Raw genomic sequence first — 24,732 nt, forward strand, 5'->3', positions numbered from 1 at the left:
TTATCAGCAAAAATAGGGTATTTAACTGCCAGACCCAAATATATTTTTATAATTTTGCAGGCTTAATTAAGATTAAATTGCCAGAAAACTGTTTCCACTGTGGTCAGACGATCGACAGAGAACGCATTTCATTTGATAGTAAAGCCTTTTGTTGCAACGGGTGTAAATCAGTTTATGAGATCCTGAATATGAACGATCTAGGAAACTTTTATGAAATGAATAAAAGTTCCGGAATCAGACCAAATGACGAGAATATGTCGCAATTTGACTATCTCGATACGCCAGAGATTTTCTCTAAATTCACCGATTTTTCCGAAGGTAATACAACGTTGGTTACTTTTAAAATTCCTGTAATCCATTGTTCATCCTGCATCTGGCTTCTGGAAAGTTTGCAAACGCTGAATGAAAACATCAATTATTCGCAGGTAAACTTTACAAGAAAAAATGTTCAAATATCCTTTAATCATAATGAATTAAAGTTAAGCGAGCTGGCGAAATTTCTCACCAATCTCGGCTACAAACCAGTGATCAATCTGGAAACTGCAGATAAAAAAGAGGAATTTATTGACAAAACTTTAATTGTAAAATTAGCAATCGCAGGATTTGCGTTTGGAAACGGGATGTTTTTTTCCTATCCGGAATATGCCGAACAGGTGATGGGAACTACCGATTTCTGGATGGATACTTATAAAAATCTGTTCCGATTTATCATGTTTCTTTTAGCGACGCCCGTTGTTTTTTATTCCGCTTCAGATTACTTTAAATCGGCGTGGTTTGGCTTGAAGAATAAAATTGTAAATATTGATGTTCCAATTGTTTTAGGGATTTTGATGTTGTATGGAAGAAGTATTTATGAAGTTTTAACCGATTATGGACCAGGTTATTTTGATACATTATGTGGACTTTTATTCTTTATGCTTCTAGGGAAACTGTTTCAGAAAAGAACGTACAGCGCTTTATCTTACGATCGCGATTATAAATCTTTTTATCCGATTGCGGTCACCAAAGTAGATTTTGCAGGCAATCAGCAGAATATTCTTCTGAATGAACTGAATGTTGGAGACCGAATTATAGTGCGCAATCAGGAAATTATTCCGGTTGATGTGATCTTAATTAAAGGAGAAGGAAATATCGATAACAGTTTTATCACTGGGGAAAGTGCTTCTATTCCGAAACAAGCGGGAGACAAAATATTCGCCGGTGGAAAACAAATCGGTTCTATTTTGGAGCTTGAAGTGATAAAAACGGTGAATCAAAGTTATCTTACCCAATTATGGAACAAAGAAGCTTTCAAAAAATTTGAGACCGGCTTGGATACCATTACAAATGATATCAGCAAATACTTCACTATTATTATTTTAGGAATTACACTCATTGCTGGGATTTACTGGGGACAACATGATTTTGAAAAGATGTTTCAAGTCGTTGCAGCAATCTTAATTGTAGCATGTCCATGTGCGTTGGCATTATCAGCACCATTTACTTTAGGTCATATTATGCGGATTTTAGGACGTAATAAATTTTATGTAAAAGATACGCTGACCATTGAGAAATTAGCAAAAATTAATACGCTTGTCTTTGATAAAACCGGAACGATTACGCATAACAAAGAAGCCAATATCATATTTGAAGGTGATAGAATTTCAGATTTTGATATGATAAATCTGAAAAGCTTGCTGAAAAACTCCAATCATCCCTTATCGAAAAGTTTGTACCAACATTTAGAAGTCGGCGAGGAATATCTACCTGTTAATGATTTTATTGAAACTGCAGGCAAAGGGTATTCGGGAACGGTAAGAGGTAAAACTTATAAAATAGGGTCCGCTACGTTCAACAAGAAAACTTCCAAAAACCTAGAAACGGCAGTACATATTTCCAGAGACGAAGAATATTTAGGCAAATTTATTTTCACGAATGAATACCGGGAAAATATGGATGAAATGTTTTCAAAACTAAGTGATTATCAACTTCATATTTTAAGCGGTGATAATGCTTCGGAAGAGAATTCGCTGAAGAGTTTGGTGCCGAGTGTTGTAGGAATGAAATTTAATCAAAGTCCGGAAAACAAACTGAATTATATTAAGGAACTTCAGGACGAAAATCATAAAGTTGCCATGTTGGGTGACGGTCTTAACGATGCCGGCGCACTAAAACAGAGCAATGTAGGGATTGCAGTGGCGGATGATACCCATTCCTTCACGCCTTCATCTGATGTGATTATGGCGGGCGAGAAGATGAAATACTTAAAAGACTACCTCGATCTGTCTAAAGACGCCATTAAAATTGTAAAACTTACCTTCGGAATCAGCTTCTTTTATAACATCATCGGATTGACCTTTGCGGTTACTGGACATCTGTCGCCGTTGGTTGCAGCGATACTAATGCCCATCAGTTCTATAACTGTGGTGATATTTACGTCGGTTGCGACTTGGGCTCGATCTGCTAAATACTTTAAAACCAACGTATAAGGTTAGAAAATCAACTTATTTAGAAGCAATTTAAATTAACAAAATTTAACACCACGTGAGGAATATCATAATTTTTAAGTAAATTTGACCCACATATTCCCTAAATTTGCAGTCGACATGGAAATATTGTACTTAATGATTCTTTGCAGCGTTACACTAGCTGTAATTTTTTTGATCATTTTTATCATCAGTGCAAGAAAAGGGCAATTTGAAGATGATGAGTCGCCTGCGGTCCGAATACTGCTGGAATCCGAGATTATAAAAGAGAATACTGGGAAGCCGAAATCCCAACCGAAAGAAGAGAATAAAAAATAGAAGAAAAAAGTGATTAGTTAATATGGAGACACAAAAGTTTAGTTATGACAATAACATTGTGCGCGCATTTCTTTATGCAACAGTAATCTTCGGGATTATTGGATTTTTGCTGGGACTGACTGCAGCCTTAATGTTATTTTACCCCGAACTTCCTGAATACTTCTTTGGAACAGACGATGCAACCATCGTTAGTTTACAGAGTGGAAACCTTCAGGGTTTAATTAACACGCATGGTGCTTTCGGTTTTGGCCGTATTAGAATGCTGCACACCAGTGCGGTAATTTTCGCATTCGTGTGTAACGGTTTTTTTGCAGGCGCTTATTATTCCCTGCAGAGATTGTTAAAAACCAGAATGTACAGCGATACCCTTTCTTGGATTCACTTCTGGGGTTGGCAGTTGATGATCGTTGCTGTAGTTATTACATTCTTAATGGGAATCAACACTTCCAAAGAATACGCAGAGCATGAATGGCCTATTGATATCTTAATCACAGTGATTTGGGTTATATTTGGTGTTAACATGTTCGCTACCATTATCAAGAGAAGAGTGCGTCACTTATATGTTGCGATTTGGTTCTATCTAGGAACTTGGGTTGCGATTGCAATGCTTCATATCTTTAATAACTTAGAAGTTCCATTAACCTTTACAGGCTGGAAATCTTACTCTGCGTATGCTGGTGTTAAAGATGCTTTGGTACAGTGGTGGTACGGTCATAATGCAGTAGCATTTGTATTAACAACACCAATTCTTGGTTTGATGTATTACTTCTTACCGAAAGCTGCTGACAGACCTGTTTTCTCTTATAAACTTTCAATTATTCACTTCTGGTCATTAATATTCGTTTATATCTGGGCAGGACCTCACCACTTGCAATATACTGCAATTCCAGGTTGGGCACAGGCATTGGCTACCGGATTCTCTATCATGCTGATCGCACCGTCTTGGGGAGGAATGCTCAACGGTCTTCTTACCTTAAGAGGAGCTTGGGATAAAGTGAGAGAAAATCCAGTACTTAAATTTTTCGTTGTAGCAATTACCTGTTATGGTATGGCAACGTTTGAAGGGCCATTATTAGCAACAAAAACATTAAATAAAATAGGCCATTACACCGATTGGGTTATTGGACACGTTCACGTAGGAGCTTTAGGTTGGAATGGCTTTATGACCTTCGGGATGATTTATTATCTCTTGCCAATTATGTGGCGAACTAAACTTTGGTCTGTAAAATTAGCAAACTGGCATTTCTGGTTGGGAACTTTAGGAATTATTTTCTATGCCGTTCCATTATACATTGCAGGATTTACACAAGGTTTAATGTGGAAACAATTTAATCCAGATGGAACTTTAGTTTATAAAAACTGGTTAGATACGGTAACGGCAATTATCCCTTATTATCAAATGCGATTTGTAGGTGGATTGTTATACATCTCCGGAGCAATTTTAATGTGTGTGAACCTTGTTGCGACAGTAAGAAGCGGTTCATTCCAGAAAGATGTTCCTGCAGAAGCACCGGCTTTGGCAAAAATCAGTAATAAAAGAAAAGAAGGCGAAGGACTTCACCTTTGGATCGAAAGAATGCCGACCTTATTAACCGTACTTGCATTTATTGCAGTTGCTATTGGTGGTTTCCTGGAGATTGTTCCGACATTAACCATTAAAGAAAATGTACCGACCATCGCGGCAGTGAAACCTTATTCACCACTGGAACTGGAAGGACGAGATTTATACATCAGAGAAGGTTGTAACGCGTGTCACTCCCAAATGATCAGACCGTTCAGAGATGAAGTGGTAAGATTTAACGGTAAAAATGGACAATATTCCAAAGCTGGAGAATTTATTTATGATCGACCATTCCTTTGGGGATCAAAAAGAACAGGACCAGATTTACACCGTCAAGGAGGTAAAAACCCAAGTTCTTGGCACTATAAGCACATGTTGAATCCAAGAGTAACTTCTGCAGGTTCGATCATGCCACGTTATCCTTGGTTAATTTCTACCGATTTAGACCGAAGCCAAATGGTTGCTAAAATTGAATTGATGAAAAACACGTTCGATGTTCCATACACGCAGGCGCAAGTCGATTCAGCGGATGCCTGGGCTGACAATCAGGCTGCAGCGATTGTGAAAGAAATTTATTCTGAAGCAGCCGATGTGAAGAAAGCGTATGCAGATAAGAAAGCAGCAGATGGCGCGAACTTTACTCCACTGGAGAAAAAAGAAATTATTGCACTAATTGCTTACTTGCAAAGACTTGGAACAGATATAAAAACGACTGAGATTAAAACGGCTAGCACCAATTAATCATTTTATAAAACTGCATTTATCATGATACCTCAAAGCGTAAAAGATATCGTAGCAAATGGCGAGAATGTTGGTCTCTACCAAACTATCGCCATGATATTATTCATCATATTTTTTTTAGGTATCGTTTTCTACGTTTTTTCAAGACCCAAAAAGTTTTATGAAGAAGAAGCAAATGCACCTTTAAACGATGACATAGAAGATACAGATCTTTAATTTTAGAAAAATTAAACTATTATGAAACAAAGAACGCCCGTATACATTACCATACTTGTAATCCTTACGATTTTATTCATCGTATACTACATGTTCGTGCAAGATTCATCATTCATGTCCTCACCCTATTTCTGGGGAACTGTTGTTATTGCCGTAATTTTGTCGATGATTCACAGTGCAATTGGAGATTTGATCGAAAACGACCAGTTCAAAAAATTAACCGCTGAGGGCAAGACAGAATATCTAGCAGTGAAGCAGAAACCTTATTTTAAAGGTCTTTATGAAAGTGCCTTTAAAAAGCAAAGTGTCACCGAAGAAAAAGATATTCTTATTGACCACGGTTTTGATGGTATTATGGAGTTGGATAATCAATTACCGAAATGGTGGTTGGGTTTATTCTGGTTCGGAGTTGCCTATTGCGTGGTGTATATGATATCGTACTGGACGACAGATTTTGCACATCAGGGACCAGAATACGATCGTGAATATATCGCACAAACTGCGAGTATTGATGAATACATGAAAAATACTCCGCCTCCAACAATAGAAAATGCGGCTTTCTCTCCAGACAATATTGCAGCGGGTGAAGAAGTGTTTAAAACAAACTGTGTGTCTTGTCATAGTGATGGTGGAAAAGGAGGAATTGGACCAAACTTAACAGATAACAACTGGATCAACCAACCTGAAAAAACATTATTTAAAAATGTCTTTCACGTAGTTGAAAACGGAAGTCCAAATAATCCTGCGATGCAGGCATTCGGAAAAAATGGCGTACTTACAGGATTTGATATCCAAAATGTAGCAGCCTATGTTTATCATATCAATCAGGAACAATCACCAATAACACCTGCACAAGGCGGCGCAGCTCCTCAGGGAACTACTGCCAACTGGGAGAAATAAACATCAAAAAAACAAAAACTACTATGAAAACATAATTTGTTATCTTTATAAAAAGAGATAGCGAATTATGTTTTTTTTAATTTGAGAAATAACAATGTCAGAAGAACAGAATTATAGAGGTGGACAAGGACAGGTAATCGAAAGTGAAACTTTTAGAGATTCAGTAGGAACCATGGAACAGTCTGGTAAGCGAAAATGGGTATTTCCTCGGAAACCCAAAGGTCGCTACACAGACTACCGAACCTTAGTTGCCGTGATTTTACTTGCATTCTTTTTCGCCATTCCTTTTATTAAAGTTAATGGCAATCCTCTATTATTAATAAATATACTAGATAGCCAGTTCTTTATTTTTGGACAACCATTCTATCCGCAGGATTTCTTTATTTTGGCGATGGGAGCAATTACCTCTATCGTTTTTATTATTCTTTTTACGGTAGTTTTTGGTCGAATTTTTTGCGGCTGGATTTGTCCTCAGACTATATTTTTGGAAATGATTTTCCGCAAGATCGACTATCTCATCGAAGGTGACCGAAACAAACAGATGAAACTGGATCGTCAGGAATGGAATGCCGAAAAAATCTGGAAACGCTCCCTTAAATATTTTATATTTCTTGTAATTTCACTGATCATCACCCACTGGATGTTCATGTATATCGTAGGATATAAAGAAGTTCTAACCATCATGCAGGAAGGACCTTTTGCGAACTTCTCGAATTTCTTGGTGATGATTATATTCACCGCTGCCTTCTATTTTACCTTTGCTTGGTTCCGGGAACAGGTTTGTACTTTGGTTTGCCCATACGGTAGGCTTCAGGGAGTTTTAATAGACAAACAAACCATCAATGTTTATTATGATTATAACCGGGGGGAAAACCGTTCTAAATGGAGAAAAGGCGAAGATCGAGCTGCGGAAGGAAAAGGAGATTGTATCGATTGTAATCAGTGTGTCGTAGTATGTCCGACAGGAATTGATATTAGAGATGGTCAGCAGCTGGAATGTGTAAACTGTACCGCTTGTATTGATGCCTGTGATGAAGTTATGGTGAAAGTGGGTCTTCCGAAAGGCCTCATCCGATATGCAACCGAAGACGAAATAGAAAAAGAAATACCTTTCAAATTCACAAACAGAATGAAAGCCTACTCTGCTGTTTTATTATTAATGGTTGGTTTTCTAGGATTTCTTTTAAGCAACCGAGGCGTTATGGAAGCAAAGTTTATCAAGCCTGCGGGTTCAACCTATTTTGTACGCGATGGTAACATTACCAATATTTATAATTATACCTTTCTTAATAAATCCACAAAAGATCAAATCGTAACGGTAAAAATCATCGAACCTAATCACGGAAAAGTCACTTTGAGCGGTGAAGAAAGAATCATGCTGAAGAAGGATCAGATTACAAAAGGTACGGTAAACATCAGTTTTCCAGAAAAAGAAATTCAGCTTTCAAAACAAAAAGTAGAAATTGGCGTTTACGATACGTCAGGCAAATTACTGGATACCTTTGATACTTATTTCGAAGGTCCATTTAAAATTCAATTTTAATATCATATGTTCAAAAAATTCACTTGGGGTCACGGCGTTGCGGTAGCCTTGGGATCATTTATAGCATTCATCTTATTTATGATTTTCATATTTTCGAACGGGCAGCAGAATTCTGAACTCGTTTCTGATAATTATTATGAAGATGAATTGGTTTACCAACAAGTCATTGATGCAAAGAAAAACGCCGAACAGCTCACCGAAAAACCAACTTTTAAGCAAATTCCGGCCGGAATTAAAATTTTATTTCCTACTGCAGTATTGCCGGAAACCCGAAAAGTAGATTTTGAACTTTTCCGGACTGACGATGCCAATTTAGATGTAAAAAAAGAGCTCGCTTTGGATGCATCAAACGCGCTGCTTATTCCGAAGCAAGTAATATCTAAAGGTTCTTATACTTTAAAAATTAAATGGCTGCAAAATAAAAAGCCTTATCAGGTAGACTACGACGTCTTATGGAATTAGCACTTATTATTTCAGCATTGGGTTTAGGCTTCGCGTCTGGCTTTCACTGCATCGGAATGTGTGGTCCTATCGCTCTTTCGATGGGTCTTACAAAAAAACAGGCCACTAATTTTTATCTCCAAAATCTCACCTATCAGTTTGGTCGAATTACGACTTATTCTATTTTAGGAGCATTTTTAGGAATTATTGGGCAGGGGTTTGAAATGGTTGGTTTTCAACAATATCTTACCATAGCCGTTGGAATACTTCTCATAATAATGGCTGTTTTTTCTTTTGGTGGAAAAGATTTCGCTTCTAAACTTCCTTTTCTTTCTGCCTTTCTTTTTAAAGTAAAAATGAAATTGTCTAAACTTTTGCAAAAGGCCGATTATCGCTCACGTTTTGCAACAGGAATTTTAAACGGATTACTACCATGTGGAATGGTATATATGGCTCTAACTGCAAGTTTAGCAGCAGGTGGAATCTGGCAAAGTGCGGGATTTATGGCGCTTTTCGGGTTAGGAACTTTACCTTTCATGTTTTTGGTTGTTTTAGTAGGGAATTTAATGACCACTGCGTTACGAATTAAAATCTTGAAATTCGTGCCGGTGATGATGATTATCCTGGGCGGATTATTTATTCTCCGCGGCATGGAGCTCGGTATTCCTTATGTTTCTCCAAAAAAAGAATCTATGAAAATTATTCATAACAATTCATCTGATCATCAACAAGGAAATCACGAGACCTGCCACTAAAATCCTCTTCCCAATTTAACTTAATCTTCGATTTGGTATCTATTTTGAACGTCAACGAAATAGAAATAAATTCAAAATGATCAAAAAATTTGGACTCTGGATTTCAGCAATATCTTTAGTTGCTCTGCAATCTTGCTCCGTAAATACCGAAACTACTTATTATAAAGACTCTGCATCAAGCATGGAGTCTAATATTCTTGTTGATAAAGGCATGCTTTCGATGATGAATATGATGGGCGGCGATCAAACCAAACCTTCAGCTCTTACCAACCTTTCCACTGAGTGGAAAAGTTTATATGATATTCAAAAAGATGGCGTAGTGACTTTGAACAAAGATTCTACCAAAGTTTTACAGAAAATGTTTTTAAAATTGAATAAAGACAAAGGTGAAATTTACGGACTTTCTATAAAATACGATAAATTATTACCTCAGGAAGTGACCTCTTTATTGCGGCAAAGCAAAGAGTTGAAAAGACTTCCTCTGCAGAATATTGCGAAATGGAACGGCAATACCTTGACAATAGATACTGATAAGTTTAATTCCACTTCATTTTTAAGCGCAATAGAAGAGAACGCTGAAGGAAAAGAAATTAAAAATCCAAAAACCAAAAGTGATTCGCTGGAAGTTTATGGCAGACAAATGGCGCAAAGTGTGATTGGAATGATGAAGATGTTTCCTGTAAACTTCTCCAGCACCATCAAATTTCAAAAGCCCATAAAATCGATTACGGGTAAACATGATTTTATCAAACAGATTGATAAGAAGACAATCCAAATAAATGTCCGCAGTAATGAACTTCTTGATGATAAAAATAAACTGGTCGATAAAGATCAGAAAATAATCATCACCACTGAGTAAAGTAAAAACCACCGAAAAACCGGTGGTTTTTTAATAAGTAAGAATTTAAATTCCTTTAATTAATTAGATCAAATTTAGTGTATTCTACTACTTTCGCGGGAATTTTAATTCCATTTTCAACTTGATTATTTTCTAAAAGCGCCGCCATAATTCGCGGGAGCGCAAGTGCAGAACCATTAAGGGTATGCACCAACTGCGTTTTCCCTTCACTTTTAAATCTACATTTTAAACGGTTAGCCTGAAAGGTTTCGAAATTAGAAACTGAAGAGACTTCCAGCCACTTTTCCTGTGCTGCACTCCAAACTTCAAAATCGTAAGTCATGGCCGACGTAAAACTCATATCACCACCACACAATCTTAAAATACGGTACGGAAGTTCTAAATCCTCCAACATCGATTTTACGTGTTCCACCATTTCTTCTAATGCTGCGTAGGAGTTCTCTGGTTTTTCAATGCGTACGATTTCTACTTTTTCAAACTGATGCAAGCGATTTAAACCCCGAACGTGTGCACCATAGCTGCCCGCTTCTCTCCTGTAGCATTGTGAGAAAGCAGTATTCTTTAAGGGTAGATCTTTTTCATCAATAATTACATCACGGTAAATATTTGTCACGGGAACTTCGGCGGTAGGAATCAAATAGAGATTATCTTCTGTTACAAAATACATTTGACCTTCTTTATCGGGAAGTTGTCCGGTTCCGTAGGCAGAAGCTTCATTTACAACGTGTGGCGGATTCACTTCCGTATAACCGGCATCCACATTTTTATCTAAAAAATATTGAACCAAAGAACGCTGTAATCTTGCGCCCTTTCCTAAATAAACGGGAAATCCAGCGCCAGCGATTTTTACACCCAATTCAAAATCGATTAAATTATACTTTTTTGCCAATTCCCAATGCGGAATCGCGCCTTCGCCCAAACCTTCCACATCATGCGATTGATAGATAATTTCATTGTCCTCCGCCGTACTTCCGGCTTTCACTTTTTCGTAAGGAATGTTTGGAATCAGGTATAATATTTCTAAAAGTTGAGCTTCAACTTCCTTTAAATTTTGCTGGACTTTTTGCGAGTTTTCTTTGTATTCCGCAGTTTTAGATTTCGCACTTTCGGCTTCTTCTTTTTTACCTTGACTCATCAGCATACCGATTTCTTTCGAAATCTTTTTCATTTCTGCTAAATTTTGGTCCAGTTCAAACTGCAATTTTTTTCGGTGATCATCCATAGAGATTGCATCATCGATTAGTGCGGTTTGCTTAAAATTTCGTTTTTCTAAACCCGCAAGAATGCGGTCTTTATTTTCGCGTAAATAACTAACTTGTAACATAAGATAAAAAATGTTGAATTCTTAATTCACGGAAAAACCCCTGAATAAGTGGCAAATTTAAGAATTATTTAGAGATTTCTACCACATTAAGAAGGGCATCGGTTTTTGTAAACTTCAGGACGTTGTTATACCAAATTTTAGAAACCTGGAAAAGTTCTGGTGAAGACTGATATTGAATTTTCATTGTATCGTTTGTCACCATTTTCGTAGAATCATTGATTTTCTTGGTCAAAGTGAGCGCTAGTTTAGATTCATATATTTTGAAATTTGAAGTGGAATCAACGATGATTCTTCTGGCCTCTGCAACATATTCCAGGTAATTCACAGTATCCTCATTTTTCTTGAGAGACACGTTGATAGGCGCATTGTCGGTAAGTCCGTAAACATCGTTAATTTTAATTTCTGTGTAAGAACCGGGCAGTTTAGAATTCAATAAATCCTGACCTGCAGAATCGATGTACAGCTGAATTACCTGATCAATCTGCTGAATATCTTCCCCATCATTTCGGCAGGATATGAAAGCAAAAAGGCCCATCATCAATATAAAAAAGACATTTCTCATGACCACAAAGATAAATTATTTTAAATCTTTCCAATAAAGATAAAAGCTAAAAGTAAGAAGAAGTCCGCTGATCACCATACTGAGCGTTAAACTAATTGCCATGCCCATCACTCCCATTCTTCCAACAAAAATAAAAGAAAAACTAAATAATAGGAGCAGGGTTATAAATGAGATAATGGTATTCGTTTTCATTCTTCCTACCGCTGAAAGCAAATTGCCATAGAGATTTCTCAGCAACATATTAAAGCAGAATCCGGCGAGTAAAATGATAAATATGGTAGAATTTCCACTGTATTTTATACTAAAAAATAAAGATAAAATTTCCGAGCGAAATATAAAACCTACGATTAAAATAGTGGCAGTTATCGGAATGAAAATTTTATAATAATTGGCGATGTAATTTTTAAGAAATTTTTTATCACGATAGTTTTTCGCAAGAAGAGGAAAATCACTTTGCATAAAGGTAAGAGACAAGAAAGTGATATTTGCGGGAATGAGGATTGCCACTTTATAATTTGCCACCGCAACAGCATTCATTAGAAAGCTGAGAAGTAATACATCGGCAGAAAAAAGCGTATCGGATAAAAGTGCTGTGCCGGCAGAATAAAGCCCATATTTTCGCATTTCTTTACTATTCATGGAATGTGGCTCCGATTTTAAATGAGAATAAAGATCTCGCCGAAACCAGAACAATGCTATAAAAGGCGTTACCGCTATGGCAATGAGATACCCTTTTAAACCAAAAAAATAGGTCAAGAAGAGTAATAAAAATAAGCCCACCAAATTAACGGTATTGGTCAATTGTGAAAAACGAAGATTATTTCCAAAAACCCGAGCTTCCGATTGCAAATGATTAAAGAAATAAAAACCAATTAATCTGATTGTAAAAAAAATAAAAAGAAGAACAATGTCCTCATATTTTTCAATGTAAACGAAAGCAACTGCCAAAAAAATAAAACTCAGAAAGAGTTGCTTATAAAAACCTTCTTTCAATAAAAATTTTGAAAGCATCATTTTATTTTCGACTTTGGCTTGCAACGATCCATATCGCAGTAAACTTTGTTGACTCCCAAAACCACTAAATGGCAAGAAAATCGCGAAAACCGACGCAACAATACTGATCATTCCAAATTCATTTTCCGGTAAAAATCTTATAATCAATAGCGATCCAACAAATGCACAAATTTTCGCAATTAAAAGCGACAAAAAAACATGCTGCCCTTTATTTTTAAAAAAATCAGTGATAAAAATTCTGAGACTTTCCATTTCTAAAAAAATAATTTAAAAATTGCCAAAATATTAATTGCCTGAGATTTGGAACTAAAATCATTAGAAGAAAAAAGATCTTTTATATCGCTTTCCAATTCATGATATCCACTCAATCTGTAAATATTTTGCTCGTAATATCGCGAATAATATTCCTGAATTTCCTTCTGTGATTCAAAATAAAACTGGTAAGGGTACATGCTTGAACTGGCTGGAGTTTTTAAAATTTTCTCATTCAATATTTTAAATCCGCGTTTGATAATTTGATCGCCCACCTTTGTTTTCCAGTGCGCATCTGGTTTCAGAAGTGTTCGTTCCCATCGGTATTTTGTTGCCTCTTTGCAATGTTTATTGATCCATTCGATATAAAACTGATGGTTATATTTCCAAGTTTCAGGCAGGGAAATTGCCATTTTTAGAAAATCTTTCGTCATAAAAGGAGAAGTCTGATAGGCCTTTTGTTGCAAAACATGAGCGCCAAGAACCGTACGATTGTAGGCCACATTCCGTAGAAGAAACAGTTCTTCGGTTTCGTACCGTTTCATCATGTCATCCAAAGAATCTTTAATATAAGGAAGAAATTTCTGGTTCTCAACAATTTTAAAATATGAAGGTTTTTTTGGAAAAGGTTCCGTATTAAATCCACCCAAAACTCCGTCACCAATTTGTCCACTGTGAAACAAGGCAAAATTCTCATATTGTAAATGATCCATGGCATGCTGCACGTGGATCGCACCCGTGTATAAAACCATTCCTTCCGAGACAGCTGCTAATTCGTCAATTTTTTTTAAAAATAATCCGCCATCTAAGGGAATAAATTCATAATGAATATTATTATCGTGCGCAATCTTCTCTGAAATGGTATGATCGAAATAACCCGATTGCGAAAAACACAGCGCATTTTCAGGTCGGTGTTTATTTTTTAAAGCATAAAACATCGCCACGCGACTGTCTAAACCTCCACTTAAAAGAGCTAAGTGATTCTTTCCTAATTCTGTATCTTTCTCATATTCTAAAAGTACTGATGATTGAAAAACTTCATGAATCAAATCAATTGCTTTATTCTTCTCGCCCTTAAATGTACCTACTTCTGACAAATTAAAATATTCCTTTTCGGTCACAGAAATTTCTGAAATATCAATCTCAAGAAAATGGCCATCCAAAAGTTTTTTTACATTTTTTACGGGCGTTTTATCTTCCGGCATATTCGTAAAACACAACATCTGATAAATCGATTCTACATCTGGCTCTGCTTTTATATCATAATCATTGAGTGCAGCCGTAAGTCTTTTTAAGTCGCTATCGACGAAAATTATATCATTAACTAAAGTATAGAAAACTCTTTGCGTAGAAGTAATATTGGTAAAAACGAAAAGCTTGTTTCGAACTTTATCAAAAATAAATCCGCGGTATTCGCCTTCAAAAAGTGTAATAATTTGTTCCTTCTTTAAACGATAAAGTTCCCAGATAAATGTTTCAAAATCTGTTAAGGCATGTTCCTGAAGGAGTTTCCGCTTATTTAAAAGTACGCCTTCTAAAAGAAAATCAAATCTTTCCGATCTAAAGTACACATCATCATATTCCTCTGCTAAAAAAGAATGTGCGTTTACATGCTGCAAATTGATGGTAATCGAAAACCCTTTCTTCATTAAAGTTATACTAATTCACGGAACCTTAAATTTAATTATAATTCTTCCAGTTTTAGACGGTTAGCGTAAAACTTTCTGATAAATTTCATCAAATTTCCGCGAGATAGTTTCCATTGAAAAGTGATGGTTTACAAATTCGTGTAACGTGTGAGGTTCATCAAAATCAATTTGTTCCAGAAGCACATCTTTCATTGCATTATACAGTTCAATTTCGCATTTGGAAATGAGAATCCCATTCCTTTCGTTTATAATTTCTGGGATTCCGCCTACTTTTGTAGCAATTGCGGGCGTTCCTGCCGATAAGGTTTCCAACAGAACGCAGGGGAAATTTTCGTAATCACTGAAAAGAATAAAACAGTTGCTGCTTCTCATTTTGTAAGCAACTTCTTCAGATTTCAAGGTCGGGAAAGTCTTAATATAATCACCGGCTTTGTGATTCAGAATTATTTTGTTTAAAATTTCAATATCGCCATCGCCGCCGATGTGCAATTCAAAATTATCAAATTCGCTTCTCAGTTTTACAGCTACATCAATAATCTTTTCCGGATTTTTAATTGAAATTAAATTCGAAATGTGAAGAAATTTAAACTCGTCCGCAGAATGTCTTTTAACATGAAACAGTTCAGTATTGACCACATTTTCAATGACTTGAAAATTCGTTTGCAAACCCAATTTCCTTAAATCGGTTAACAGATAATTGCTAACCGGCAAAATGTAGGAAGCATGTCTCGCAATTTCTCTTGTAATACGCAAACCGAGTTTGGAAAGCTGGTGTTCATTTATTTTTAAAAAGCCCGACCAGTGCTCGCTCACGACGAAAGGTATTTTAAACTTCCGTTTGAGATACACGGCAAAAAGCATTGAATTACGCAAAATATTCGCGTGAACTAAATCTGGTTTCTGCATTCTTCGAAAGCCTTTTTTATAGCTTCTCATTCGACGGTAGAAATTCAGCGCGGGATTTGAGGTCTTTCTATAATAGACAATTAATGTTCTGATTCCATTTATAATTTGCTCCTCAAAGACAAAAGATTTCTTTTGATCAGGATCGCCGATGGCGTGTAAAATTTCAACATCATTTCGAAGAAAAGCAGCTTCTGCGTGTCTTTGCACAAAATTTCCGTTTGTAGGCTCCAGCTTATTGGGAAACCAAGAAGAAATAAAGAGTATTTTGTACCGCATAACAAATGTTAGTACGTAAATTTACGCAATTAAATGCACAAAGAAAACCCTTTAATGCATTTAAGTTAAAGGGTTTACCGTAATTTTTATCATAAAATTTTAATCTGTATAAATTCCTGCCCAACTTCTTTTCAGAGGCAAGAGGAAATCACTTAAAAAAGCAACGTAGGTATTTTTCGAAAAATCAAAAACCTGAATTTCTTTTGAAATTGACCCCGTTTTTAAACCATTTCTAAAATCCTGCAATTTCATGGTTTTAATTTCGCCGTTTTCAAGGTAACTTGCTTTCATGCGGTCAAACAATCCGAGTTGAAATTCCTCATCAATTTCGCGCATTACACGGCCCAGTTCATCAATAGAACATCCGGAAGCTGCTTCTATTTCTTCATCAACGGATACAATGATAAATTGATTCTTTTCTATTTTAAACGAGGAAGATAATGGTTTTCCGTGTGCAGCCCAAGTGGCAAGAAAATCAAATAATCTTTCCGTTATCGCTTTACTTTCCCTCGCGCTTAAAGGTCGCGAAGCTGGGTAAATTATGATTCGATAATCATTGGTTTCTACTATAGTTGACTCTTCAATTTTCATTTTTCTGTTTCGTATTTAATTTCAAAAAACCTACGATCACCATTAATACGCTTGCGCCAGAACTCAAATAATTTATTTTTGAGGTATCGAAATCTGCAGACCATAAATTTAGGATAAACAAAACCAGACCCGCGATAATTAGAAAGTACGTTAGTCTTTGATTCATTATAAATCTTCAGCTTCGGCTAAAAGTTCTGCGATATCTCTGACATCCACTTCGCTGTTATTAAAGTGTTTTACACCATCCGTAAGCATGGTATTACAGAATGGGCAACCTGTCGCGATGATATTAGGTTTCATAGCTAATGCTTCTTCAGTTCTTTCGATATTAATGTCTTTATCACCTTTCTCGGGTTCTTTAAACATTTGTGCACCACCAGCTCCACAACATAATCCGTTTGATTTACATCGTTTCATTTCGACCAACTCTGAATCTAGTTTTTCGAGCAGTTGTCTGGGCGCTTCATATTCGCCATTACCACGTCCCAAATAACACGGATCGTGGAAGGTAATTTTCTTTCCTTTAAATGATCCTCCTTCAATTTTCAGACGTCCTTCTTCCATCAATTTTCGCAGAAACTGCGTATGATGCATTACTTCGTAATTTCCACCTAGACCTGGATATTCATTTTTTATAATATTAAAACAATGCGGGCACGCTGTTACAATTTTTTTAACTTCGTACGCATTCATAATTTCGATGTTGGTTAAAGCCATCATTTGGAATATGAACTCATTACCAGCGCGTTTTGCTGGATCTCCATTACAGGATTCTTCCTGACCTAAAACTGCAAATTCTACTCCTACTTTATGTAAAATTTTACACAATGCTTTGGTCACTTTCTTGGCCCGATCATCAAAACTACCCATACATCCTACGAAAAATAAGACTTCGGGTGCTTTACCTTCTGCGGCATATTCTGCCATTGTTTTTATTGTGAAATCCATGTTTATTTTGCAAATTTTCAATATTCCATTCTTTGAATTGACTGGAAATTATTGATTTTAAAATTTTCTAATTATCGGTAGCCCATTTCAATCGATCGGCCTGATTATATTGCCACGGCGCAGCATTATTTTCGACATTGGTCATCATTTGATTAAGTTCTTGTGGCGCGGCAGACTGTTCCATGACCAGAAAACGTCGCATCTCAATAATTATCGATAATGGGTCGATAAGAACCGGACAAGCTTCAACACAGGCGTTGCAAGTGGTACACGCCCAAACTTCTTCGCGTTGAATATGATCGTCTAATAATTTTTTGCCATCATCTACAAACTTTCCATTTTTATTAATGTTTCTACCAACTTCTTCCATTCGGTCCCGCGTATCCATCATTATTTTCCGTGGAGAAAGTTTCTTACCTGTCATGTTGGCTGGACAAACAGCGGTACACCTTCCACATTCTGTACATGAATAAGCGTTGAGGAGTTGTACCTGATTCAAATCAAAAATGTCACTGGCGCCAAATTTCTCAGGAACTGCATTTGGATCAGCTTCGGGTTGGGCTGCGTAAGGATCAGCATTTGGATCCATCATCAGTTTAATTTCTTTTGTTACAGAATCTAAATTGTCGAATTTTCCTTTAGGATCCAATTTAGCATACCAGGTATTGGGAAATGCCAATACAATATGAAGATGTTTCGAGTAATACAAATAATTCATGAAGAATAAAATCCCCAGAAAGTGGAACCACCAAGCTCCTCTTTCCATTAAAATCAAACCATTATCACTCAGGTTTTGCAATACTGGTGCAAAAATAGAAGCAGAAATAGGAAAACTTCCATGTGCTGAAAATACTGCACGCTGCTGTAAAACCCAATCCGAACCATTCATGGTAAAGAAGGCCATCATCAACGCAAATTCGATAATCAAAATCCAGTTTGCATCATTCTTTGGCCACCCAAATAGCTCTTTCATTTGAAACCGCTTGATGCCGTAGAAATTTCTTCGGATAAAAAATAAAACGACGGCAATTACAACCAAGAGCGCCAAAATTTCCAGCGTCGCAGTAAAGGCAGAGTAGAACGAATCGCCCATAATTCCTGCCAGGAAACGATGGGTTCCAAATATTCCGTCAATAATAATTTCAAGAAGTTCAATGTTGATAATTACGAAACCAACATACACAATGACGTGAAGAATACCCGCAATCGGACGTTTCGTCATTTTACTTTGACCCATTGCAACACGTGCCATGGTTTCCCACCGTTTCGGTTTTTGATCACTTCGGTCAATTTCTTTACCTAATTGAATATTTCGATAAATTTCTTTTAAACTTTTAAAGAAAAGTCCGAACCCTATTACGAGTGCGACAAAAAAAAGAATATTGTCAATATATTCCATAGATAAAGGTTTTAGTCTTTTGTATTCTTACCGAAAACTGAAAAATTAAGATATCTTTTAGGATTTGCTTTTAAATCTTCAACCAGAACATTTAAATTTTCGGCAGTTTTGTTTAGGTTCTGGTAAAGTTGCTCATCTTTTGTCAATTTACCAAGACTTCCTTCACCATTTTGTATGCCCGTAATAACACCGTTCAATTTATCTGCCGTCAAGCTGAGTTTATCAATGGTATTATTTAATTTTTGAACATCAACTTCGTCAGCTACTCGACCGTATTTATCGATTGCAGTTTTAGCACTTACAGTCGCCAAATTCGCATTATCAAGCATCTTCTGAATTCGAGGATCATTGTTGGCAAGAAGTGCATTCGTTTGTTTAGAAGTTCCTTCGAAAGCAGCAACAGTTCTATTGAGATTATTTAATAAGGCTCTAATTTCTGCACGGTTTTGATCATCAAAAATCTTGTTGGCATTCGTCGTTAGGGAATCAACTCTTTTCAACACAACCTGTACCTGATCTTTAACTGGACCCACTTGAGAAGAAATACTATTTAACATTGAAAGTTTGAAGTCTCCATCTAAAGTATCACCATCTTTTGCCATAGGCTGACCGTAGGCTAAATTTACCCGCATTTCTTTCCCTGACATTAATCCTGGTTCGAAAATTTCCAAGGTAGATTTTTTTGAAAACTCAAAATTATCATCAATAATAACCTTTACGACAAAGTGAATTTTCCCATCGCTTTCGGTGACCGGAATGATTTTATCAACCTGACCAACTTTCAAACCGTTAATAGAAACGGGGTTAGATGCTGCTAAACCTTCAACATTATCAAATTTTGCGAAGAAAATATTATCGGTAGTGAAGAGACTTTTACCCTTCATAAATTGGAACAAAAAGACGAAGCCAACGATGGCTAAAAGTGCGATAAGTCCTGCTTTTATTTCTTTTGTGAATTTCACTTTTGTGTATTTTTTAAGCGACAAATATAATAAATTTTAAATAAAGTGCAGGTAAAACCTTGCGCTCTAAAAACAGAGAAAGCGACGGTTAAGTCGCTTTCTGTTTTATGTATTTTTAAGATTTACTGTTGCGTCGTACGGTTGTACAATTCAATTCTGTAATCTTTAATCTTCGCATTATCTTGTAAGCTCTTCAAGAAATTCTGACCAAACTGCTGCGAGTTCTGTCTGGCAATTGCCTGAATCATTTGCTTAAGATCGCCCGGTTGTTTATTTATGCTCTCAGATTTTTTCAAGACAACATAAACACCAGTTAAACCTTCTACAGGTTTCGACAATTTGTTTTTTGCTACACCAAATGCAGCTCCTGCAACTTTAGGTTCCATAGCACCGTTCACTTGTGGATTTAACATATTCACCTGCGCAGATTCTTTAGTAACTCCAAATAATTTTGCGATCTGATCTAGGTTTGAAGCATTTGCTGCGTTAATTTTCTCCGTAATTTTCTTCGCCAATAATTTATTTTTCACAATTGGTTCTACTTGGTCGCGAACTGCTTCCGGATCTGCAGAACCTGCATCCTGAACACCGTTTACGTATGCGACAATTCTGTCTCCCGTTCCATCAACAGTGAAAATATCGGTATCTCCTTTTTTGGTTTTCTTGTTGAAAGCCCAAGCAATAATGTCTTCATCTTTGTCAGTAGCTAAACCTGGCAGCTGTCCTTGGAATCTTCCTACTTCTTTTGGATTAGAGAAATTGTAATTGTTTTTCTTCGCAACATTGGCGAATTCATTAAAACTTTTCCCTTGAACTTGCTGAATAAATTTCGTGGCTTTCGTGTAAATCTCGTTTTCCGTTTTATCGGAAGGTTTGATTGCTTTAACCAAGTTTGCAACTTTATAAGTCATTGCACCACTTTTCTTATCTTCAATATTGATGACATGGTAACCGTATTGTGTTTCAACAACAGCAGTGGCACCTTTGCCATTATTTGCCAAAAAGCTAAGGTATTCCGGTACGAAAGGAGTTTCTGGAGTTGTCCAACCCACGCTTCCTCCTTGTGCAGCAGAACCTGGATCAGCTGAATACTTTAAGAATTCTACAAATTTAGAAGGATCGGCTTTTACTGCATTTCCAATAGAATCTGCTAATTTCTTCGCTTCTTCTTTCGATCTTGTCTCTTCTCCACCAGCTTGGTTTCCTTTGTAAGTAACCAAAATGTGTCTTGAAAGTGTAGAATCAGAAGGTTTTTTATCTAAAAGTTTAGACACTACATAAAAATTCTGCTCTTTATAAGGACCGAAGGTTGTTCCGACAGCAGCAGTTGCCACTTTATCTTTAATTTCTGCAGGCAATTGATTTGCCGGAAAATATTGCGGATTAAAAGGTAAGTCGGAGTTTAAAGCAATGAACATCGAGTCATTCTTTGTGTTTTGGAAATTTTCATTTCCTTCACTCGTCGGACTACCTACCGTAAATAACTTATTGATTTCGGCTTGCATCGCAGTGTCGTCTTCTGCACTTGGAGCAGCAGGAAAATAAACAACTCCTAAATTACGACTTGCATCTCTCTTATATAAGGTTGGATGAAGTTTTATATAATCTGAAATATCAGCAGTGGTAACTTTAACCGGATTTTTCTGTGCAAATGCAGCATAATCTACCTTTACAAAATCAATGTCAGCAAGCTGATCTCTTTCTTTTATAATTTGCTCAGCTTCTTTTTTACTCACTGTAATCCCTGTGGTTACATTTGCAAAAAGCTGACGAGCCATCATTCTGTACTCGATTGTTTTTCTGGTTTTAAGCCAATTATTATACACCTCAACGTTAGAACTTTTCATTTGTTCAACCTGGCTTTTAATTTCCTGAACTTTAAAATTCCCTTTTTCGTCGAAATTTTCTTTATTCTGCGCAAACATAGGATCGAACTGAAGTTGATTCCAGAACATATCTTCAGTTAAAGTAAGACCCATTTTATCGAATTGCTGCTTAATTAATTTAGATTGAACCAACATTTGCCATGCTTGTTCTTCTAAACCTTTGGCGGGCTGTCCCTGTTGTTGAGCCTGCTGTTGTAGCATAAATAGCTGATCGTCGAAATCTTCTTTAGTAATCTCTTCGCCGTTTACTTTACCATACACACCAGTTTGGGGGCCGAATAATTTTTCGAGACTGTCTGGGTTGACCACGAAAGCCAGCATTGCTACTGCAATAATCCCCATTAAAAGCCAAGGTCTGTTTCTTATTTCTCCTAAAATTGCCATCTTTTTTTGTATAATTTTATCAGTGTGCGAAAATACACATTTTTAACAGATTAGAAAAAAAATAACCTACTTATTTAAGCACATACTCTTCCTCATGCCAATTTTGTCTAGGTTTTTGAGTGGCATAAACCTTGTGAATTTATAGAAACCTTTTTAAAAGGAGTATTAACCCTCAATCTTGATACAGGAACTCCTTAATTATCTATAAAAAATGACAATTTGTCATTCTACTATTATGACAGAATTTGAAGAAATGAACTTTGACGAAATTTTAGACGATGGATTCAGCATCGTAACCGAAGAAATAAATATATCGGATATCGTGAACAATGAAGATGATGATCAGCAAAACATTTTCCCCATTTTACCAGTTAGAAATATGGTGATGTTTCCTAAAGTGATCATGCCCATCACCGCAGGACGGGAAATGTCGATCAAACTGCTGGAAGAGGCTCAGAAAAATAATCAGCTGATCGGAATTTTGAGTCAAAATAACTCAAGTATTGAAAATCCTACAGAATCTGATTTATTTCAAATCGGAACTTTAGCCAAGATTATTAAAATCATCAAGCTTCCGGAAGGAAATATTACAGCAATTACCCGAGGTTTCCAACGGTTTAAAATAAAAGAATTTAAGGCGACTAAACCTTATTTTCAGGCAGAAATCGTGAAGTTGAAAGATACCTCAACGAAAAAGAAAGAGCAATATGAAGCGCTTCTGGAAAATATAAAAGCTTTGGCTTTAAAAATTATTGAATTAGATCCCAATTTGCCGACCGCCGCGAATTTTGCCATCAATAACATCAGTGATAATGATGATTTATTAAACTTCATCTGTTCTAATGCTAATTTTTTGGCCAATCAAAAACAGAAATTGCTGGAAGAAAGAAGTTTAATGATCCGCGCTGAAAAATGTTATACGCTAATGCATGACGAATTCCGTAAATTGGAATTGCGAAGCCAAATCCATCAAAAAACATCGAAAGATCTCGACAAGCAACAACGGGAATACTTTCTAAATCAACAAATTAGAACAATACAAGAAGAATTAGGCGGCGGTCCAGAATCTGATGTAGAAGAATTACTCGACAAAGCCAAAAAACTAAAATGGAATGCCGATGTTGAAGAGCATTTCAAAAAAGAAATTCATCGTCTGCAACGACAAAACCCAAATTCACCCGATTATAACGTACAGCGAAATTATCTTGATTTCTTTACCGATTTACCGTGGAATAAATATTCTAAAGATATTTTTGATATTGTTAAAGCAGAAAGAGTTTTAGACAAAGCACATTATGGTTTAGAAGATATTAAGAAAAGAATTTTAGAACACATGGCGGTTCTGAAACTCAAAAACAATATGAAATCGCCCATTCTTTGTTTGGTTGGTCCTCCGGGAGTTGGAAAAACTTCGTTGGGAAAATCAGTGGCCGATGCTTTAGGCAGAAAATATGTACGTGTGTCTCTGGGCGGACTTCATGATGAATCAGAAATTCGCGGCCATCGTAAAACGTATATCGGTGCGATGGCGGGAAGAATTTTGCAATCCATTAAGAAAGTAGGAACCTCAAATCCTGTTATTGTTTTGGATGAAATAGATAAAATTGCCACTGGAATTCATGGTGATCCGAGTTCCGCTTTATTAGAGGTTTTAGATCCTGAACAGAACAATTCTTTCTATGATAATTTTCTGGAATTGGGTTACGATTTATCCAAGGTGATGTTTATTGCAACAGCAAATTCATTATCGACGGTGCAACGCCCGCTTTTAGACCGCATGGAAATTATTGAAATTGCTGGCTACACCTTAGAAGAAAAAGTAGAAATTGCTAAACGACATTTAATTAAAAAACAGCAGGAAGAAAATGGTTTAGACAGCAAATCCTTTAAACTTGGGAATGCTGAATTGAAACATATTATCGATGCACATACCTCTGAAAGTGGCGTTCGCCGTTTAGAAAAACAGATTGCATCCGTTGCCCGATGGGTTGCTTTGCAAACCGCAATGGAGAAAGAATACGACCCAAAAATTACCATCGAAAAAGTTGATGAAATTTTAGGTGTTCCTCGCCCGAAAGGTTTTTCAGAAATTACAGGCGTTCCCGGCGTTGTCACAGGTTTAGCCTGGACCGAAGTTGGTGGCGATATCCTATTTATTGAAAGTATTTTGAGCGAAGGCAAAGGAAATTTAACAATGACAGGGAATCTGGGAAACGTGATGAAGGAATCGGCGACAATTGCTTTGGAATATATCAAAGCAAAGCACGATGAACTGGGAATTTCAGCCGAGGATATAAAAGAAAAAAATATTCATGTTCACGTTCCAGAAGGTGCAACTCCTAAAGATGGACCTTCCGCCGGAATCGCAATGCTGACTTCAATTGTTTCCAGCTTTAAAAATAAGAAAGTAAAATCTCATTTGGCGATGACCGGGGAAATTACGCTTCGAGGAAAAGTGCTTCCTGTCGGTGGAATTAAAGAGAAACTTCTCGCCGCTGCACGAGCGGGAATTAAAGAAATCATTCTTTGTGAAGCCAACCGAAAAGATGTGGAAGAAATTAAAAAAGATTATTTGAAAAACCTCCAAATACATTACGTTCAGCGCATGAGTGAGGTAATTGATCTGGCAATTGAATCTTAATTATATTCATTCACATCATAAAATTTTGATAGCTGATCAGTATAAATTGCAAAAAAATTCTGTATTACTACAGAATTTTTTTTGTCCAATTTCCTCAACATTGAAAGTCTATTTCGTCTGGCAAAAAGTTTTTTTTAAC

Annotated in this window: 21 protein-coding genes; 10 read left to right on the forward strand and 11 right to left on the reverse strand. The window is 36.5% G+C overall.

The features are described 5' to 3' along the window. Positions 1-77: 77 nt before the first annotated feature. The 9 genes from LC814_RS07930 (at position 78) to LC814_RS07970 (ending at position 9,799) form a co-directional block, all read left to right on the forward strand. Entirely contained in the window at positions 78-2,468 is a 2,391-nt protein-coding gene (locus LC814_RS07930) for a heavy metal translocating P-type ATPase (RefSeq protein WP_226063403.1), read from the forward strand. Positions 2,469-2,603: 135 nt separating this feature from the next. Beyond that, the gene (gene ccoS / locus LC814_RS07935; RefSeq protein WP_375373406.1) at positions 2,604-2,783 is read left to right on the forward strand and encodes a cbb3-type cytochrome oxidase assembly protein CcoS; all 180 of its coding nucleotides are present in this window, start codon (positions 2,604-2,606) and stop codon (positions 2,781-2,783) included. 22 nt (positions 2,784-2,805) lie between these two features. Continuing rightward, positions 2,806-5,085, forward strand: coding sequence for a cytochrome-c oxidase, cbb3-type subunit I (gene ccoN / locus LC814_RS07940; RefSeq protein WP_226063405.1), 2,280 nt, complete (start codon positions 2,806-2,808; stop codon positions 5,083-5,085). A 24-nt stretch (positions 5,086-5,109) separates the two neighbouring features. Further along, positions 5,110-5,301 carry a cbb3-type cytochrome oxidase subunit 3 gene (locus LC814_RS07945; protein WP_226063406.1) on the forward strand — a complete coding sequence of 64 codons (192 nt, stop codon included), beginning with the start codon at positions 5,110-5,112 and terminating at the stop codon, positions 5,299-5,301. A 21-nt stretch (positions 5,302-5,322) separates the two neighbouring features. Further along, entirely contained in the window at positions 5,323-6,201 is an 879-nt protein-coding gene (locus LC814_RS07950; protein ID WP_226063407.1) for a cbb3-type cytochrome c oxidase N-terminal domain-containing protein, read from the forward strand. A gap of 94 nt (positions 6,202-6,295) precedes the next feature. Then, positions 6,296-7,744: a cytochrome c oxidase accessory protein CcoG gene (ccoG, locus tag LC814_RS07955; RefSeq protein WP_226063408.1), complete on the forward strand. Its 1,449-nt coding sequence runs from the start codon at positions 6,296-6,298 to the stop codon at positions 7,742-7,744. A gap of 6 nt (positions 7,745-7,750) precedes the next feature. Then, positions 7,751-8,206, forward strand: a complete 456-nt coding sequence (locus LC814_RS07960; RefSeq protein WP_226063409.1) for a FixH family protein — start codon at positions 7,751-7,753, stop codon at positions 8,204-8,206. After that, complete coding sequence (locus LC814_RS07965) at positions 8,197-8,940, forward strand: sulfite exporter TauE/SafE family protein (protein ID WP_226063410.1); 744 nt, start codon at positions 8,197-8,199, stop codon at positions 8,938-8,940. The genes LC814_RS07960 and LC814_RS07965 overlap by 10 nt, the downstream gene beginning before the upstream one ends. A 76-nt stretch (positions 8,941-9,016) precedes the next feature. Further along, positions 9,017-9,799 carry a hypothetical protein gene (locus tag LC814_RS07970; protein WP_226063411.1) on the forward strand — a complete coding sequence of 261 codons (783 nt, stop codon included), beginning with the start codon at positions 9,017-9,019 and terminating at the stop codon, positions 9,797-9,799. A gap of 55 nt (positions 9,800-9,854) precedes the next feature. Here LC814_RS07970 and serS read toward each other — a convergent pair whose 3' ends face one another. From serS to LC814_RS08025, 11 genes are all read right to left on the reverse strand, one after another. Beyond that, on the reverse strand, positions 9,855-11,123 hold the full coding sequence (serS, locus tag LC814_RS07975) for a serine--tRNA ligase (RefSeq protein WP_226063412.1): 1,269 nt from the start codon (positions 11,121-11,123) through the stop codon (positions 9,855-9,857). A 64-nt stretch (positions 11,124-11,187) separates the two neighbouring features. After that, on the reverse strand, positions 11,188-11,685 hold the full coding sequence (locus LC814_RS07980) for a hypothetical protein (protein ID WP_226063413.1): 498 nt from the start codon (positions 11,683-11,685) through the stop codon (positions 11,188-11,190). 15 nt (positions 11,686-11,700) lie between these two features. Then, complete coding sequence (locus LC814_RS07985; protein WP_226063414.1) at positions 11,701-12,951, reverse strand: oligosaccharide flippase family protein; 1,251 nt, start codon at positions 12,949-12,951, stop codon at positions 11,701-11,703. Positions 12,952-12,953: 2 nt separating this feature from the next. Further along, positions 12,954-14,600, reverse strand: coding sequence for an asparagine synthetase B family protein (locus tag LC814_RS07990; RefSeq protein WP_226063415.1), 1,647 nt, complete (start codon positions 14,598-14,600; stop codon positions 12,954-12,956). A 60-nt stretch (positions 14,601-14,660) separates the two neighbouring features. Further along, positions 14,661-15,782: a glycosyltransferase gene (locus LC814_RS07995; protein WP_226063416.1), complete on the reverse strand. Its 1,122-nt coding sequence runs from the start codon at positions 15,780-15,782 to the stop codon at positions 14,661-14,663. 99 nt (positions 15,783-15,881) lie between these two features. Next, positions 15,882-16,373, reverse strand: coding sequence for a hypothetical protein (locus LC814_RS08000; RefSeq protein ID WP_226063417.1), 492 nt, complete (start codon positions 16,371-16,373; stop codon positions 15,882-15,884). Beyond that, entirely contained in the window at positions 16,363-16,539 is a 177-nt protein-coding gene (locus LC814_RS08005; RefSeq protein ID WP_226063418.1) for a hypothetical protein, read from the reverse strand. The genes LC814_RS08000 and LC814_RS08005 overlap by 11 nt, the downstream gene beginning before the upstream one ends. After that, positions 16,539-17,321 (reverse strand): (Fe-S)-binding protein, encoded by a 783-nt coding sequence (locus LC814_RS08010; protein ID WP_226063419.1) that lies wholly within the window; start codon positions 17,319-17,321, stop codon positions 16,539-16,541. Before LC814_RS08010 ends, LC814_RS08005 begins: the two co-directional genes overlap by 1 nt. A gap of 67 nt (positions 17,322-17,388) precedes the next feature. After that, the gene (locus tag LC814_RS08015; protein ID WP_226063420.1) at positions 17,389-18,720 is read right to left on the reverse strand and encodes a 4Fe-4S dicluster domain-containing protein; all 1,332 of its coding nucleotides are present in this window, start codon (positions 18,718-18,720) and stop codon (positions 17,389-17,391) included. A gap of 11 nt (positions 18,721-18,731) precedes the next feature. After that, positions 18,732-19,682 carry an MlaD family protein gene (locus LC814_RS08020; protein WP_226063421.1) on the reverse strand — a complete coding sequence of 317 codons (951 nt, stop codon included), beginning with the start codon at positions 19,680-19,682 and terminating at the stop codon, positions 18,732-18,734. A 122-nt stretch (positions 19,683-19,804) separates the two neighbouring features. Then, the gene (locus LC814_RS08025) at positions 19,805-21,952 is read right to left on the reverse strand and encodes a SurA N-terminal domain-containing protein (RefSeq protein WP_226063422.1); all 2,148 of its coding nucleotides are present in this window, start codon (positions 21,950-21,952) and stop codon (positions 19,805-19,807) included. 235 nt (positions 21,953-22,187) lie between these two features. Here LC814_RS08025 and lon point away from each other — a divergent pair, with 235 nt between their 5' ends. After that, positions 22,188-24,593 carry an endopeptidase La gene (lon, locus tag LC814_RS08030; RefSeq protein ID WP_226065788.1) on the forward strand — a complete coding sequence of 802 codons (2,406 nt, stop codon included), beginning with the start codon at positions 22,188-22,190 and terminating at the stop codon, positions 24,591-24,593. Positions 24,594-24,732 lie beyond the last annotated feature (139 nt).

This window comes from Kaistella polysaccharea (assembly GCF_020410745.1).
Lineage (GTDB): Bacteria > Bacteroidota > Bacteroidia > Flavobacteriales > Weeksellaceae > Kaistella > Kaistella polysaccharea.

Bases quoted from the DNA above. Each gene is read 5' to 3' on its own strand.
- LC814_RS08005 (WP_226063418.1), bottom strand. From the start codon at position 16,539: ATGAATCAAAGACTAACGTACTTTCTAATTATCGCGGGTCTGGTTTTG.
- LC814_RS08015 (WP_226063420.1), bottom strand. From the start codon at position 18,720: ATGGAATATATTGACAATATTCTTTTTTTTGTCGCACTCGTAATAGGG.
- LC814_RS07970 (WP_226063411.1), top strand. From the start codon at position 9,017: ATGATCAAAAAATTTGGACTCTGGATTTCAGCAATATCTTTAGTTGCT.
- LC814_RS07950 (WP_226063407.1), top strand. From the start codon at position 5,323: ATGAAACAAAGAACGCCCGTATACATTACCATACTTGTAATCCTTACG.
- LC814_RS07985 (WP_226063414.1), bottom strand. From the start codon at position 12,951: ATGGAAAGTCTCAGAATTTTTATCACTGATTTTTTTAAAAATAAAGGG.
- LC814_RS07945 (WP_226063406.1), top strand. From the start codon at position 5,110: ATGATACCTCAAAGCGTAAAAGATATCGTAGCAAATGGCGAGAATGTT.
- LC814_RS08025 (WP_226063422.1), bottom strand. From the start codon at position 21,952: ATGGCAATTTTAGGAGAAATAAGAAACAGACCTTGGCTTTTAATGGGG.
- ccoN (WP_226063405.1), top strand. From the start codon at position 2,806: ATGGAGACACAAAAGTTTAGTTATGACAATAACATTGTGCGCGCATTT.
- ccoS (WP_375373406.1), top strand. From the start codon at position 2,604: ATGATTCTTTGCAGCGTTACACTAGCTGTAATTTTTTTGATCATTTTT.
- LC814_RS07960 (WP_226063409.1), top strand. From the start codon at position 7,751: ATGTTCAAAAAATTCACTTGGGGTCACGGCGTTGCGGTAGCCTTGGGA.
- serS (WP_226063412.1), bottom strand. From the start codon at position 11,123: ATGTTACAAGTTAGTTATTTACGCGAAAATAAAGACCGCATTCTTGCG.
- LC814_RS07990 (WP_226063415.1), bottom strand. From the start codon at position 14,600: ATGAAGAAAGGGTTTTCGATTACCATCAATTTGCAGCATGTAAACGCA.
- LC814_RS07980 (WP_226063413.1), bottom strand. From the start codon at position 11,685: ATGAGAAATGTCTTTTTTATATTGATGATGGGCCTTTTTGCTTTCATA.
- LC814_RS07965 (WP_226063410.1), top strand. From the start codon at position 8,197: ATGGAATTAGCACTTATTATTTCAGCATTGGGTTTAGGCTTCGCGTCT.
- ccoG (WP_226063408.1), top strand. From the start codon at position 6,296: ATGTCAGAAGAACAGAATTATAGAGGTGGACAAGGACAGGTAATCGAA.
- LC814_RS08000 (WP_226063417.1), bottom strand. From the start codon at position 16,373: ATGAAAATTGAAGAGTCAACTATAGTAGAAACCAATGATTATCGAATC.
- lon (WP_226065788.1), top strand. From the start codon at position 22,188: ATGACAGAATTTGAAGAAATGAACTTTGACGAAATTTTAGACGATGGA.
- LC814_RS08010 (WP_226063419.1), bottom strand. From the start codon at position 17,321: ATGGATTTCACAATAAAAACAATGGCAGAATATGCCGCAGAAGGTAAA.
- LC814_RS07995 (WP_226063416.1), bottom strand. From the start codon at position 15,782: ATGCGGTACAAAATACTCTTTATTTCTTCTTGGTTTCCCAATAAGCTG.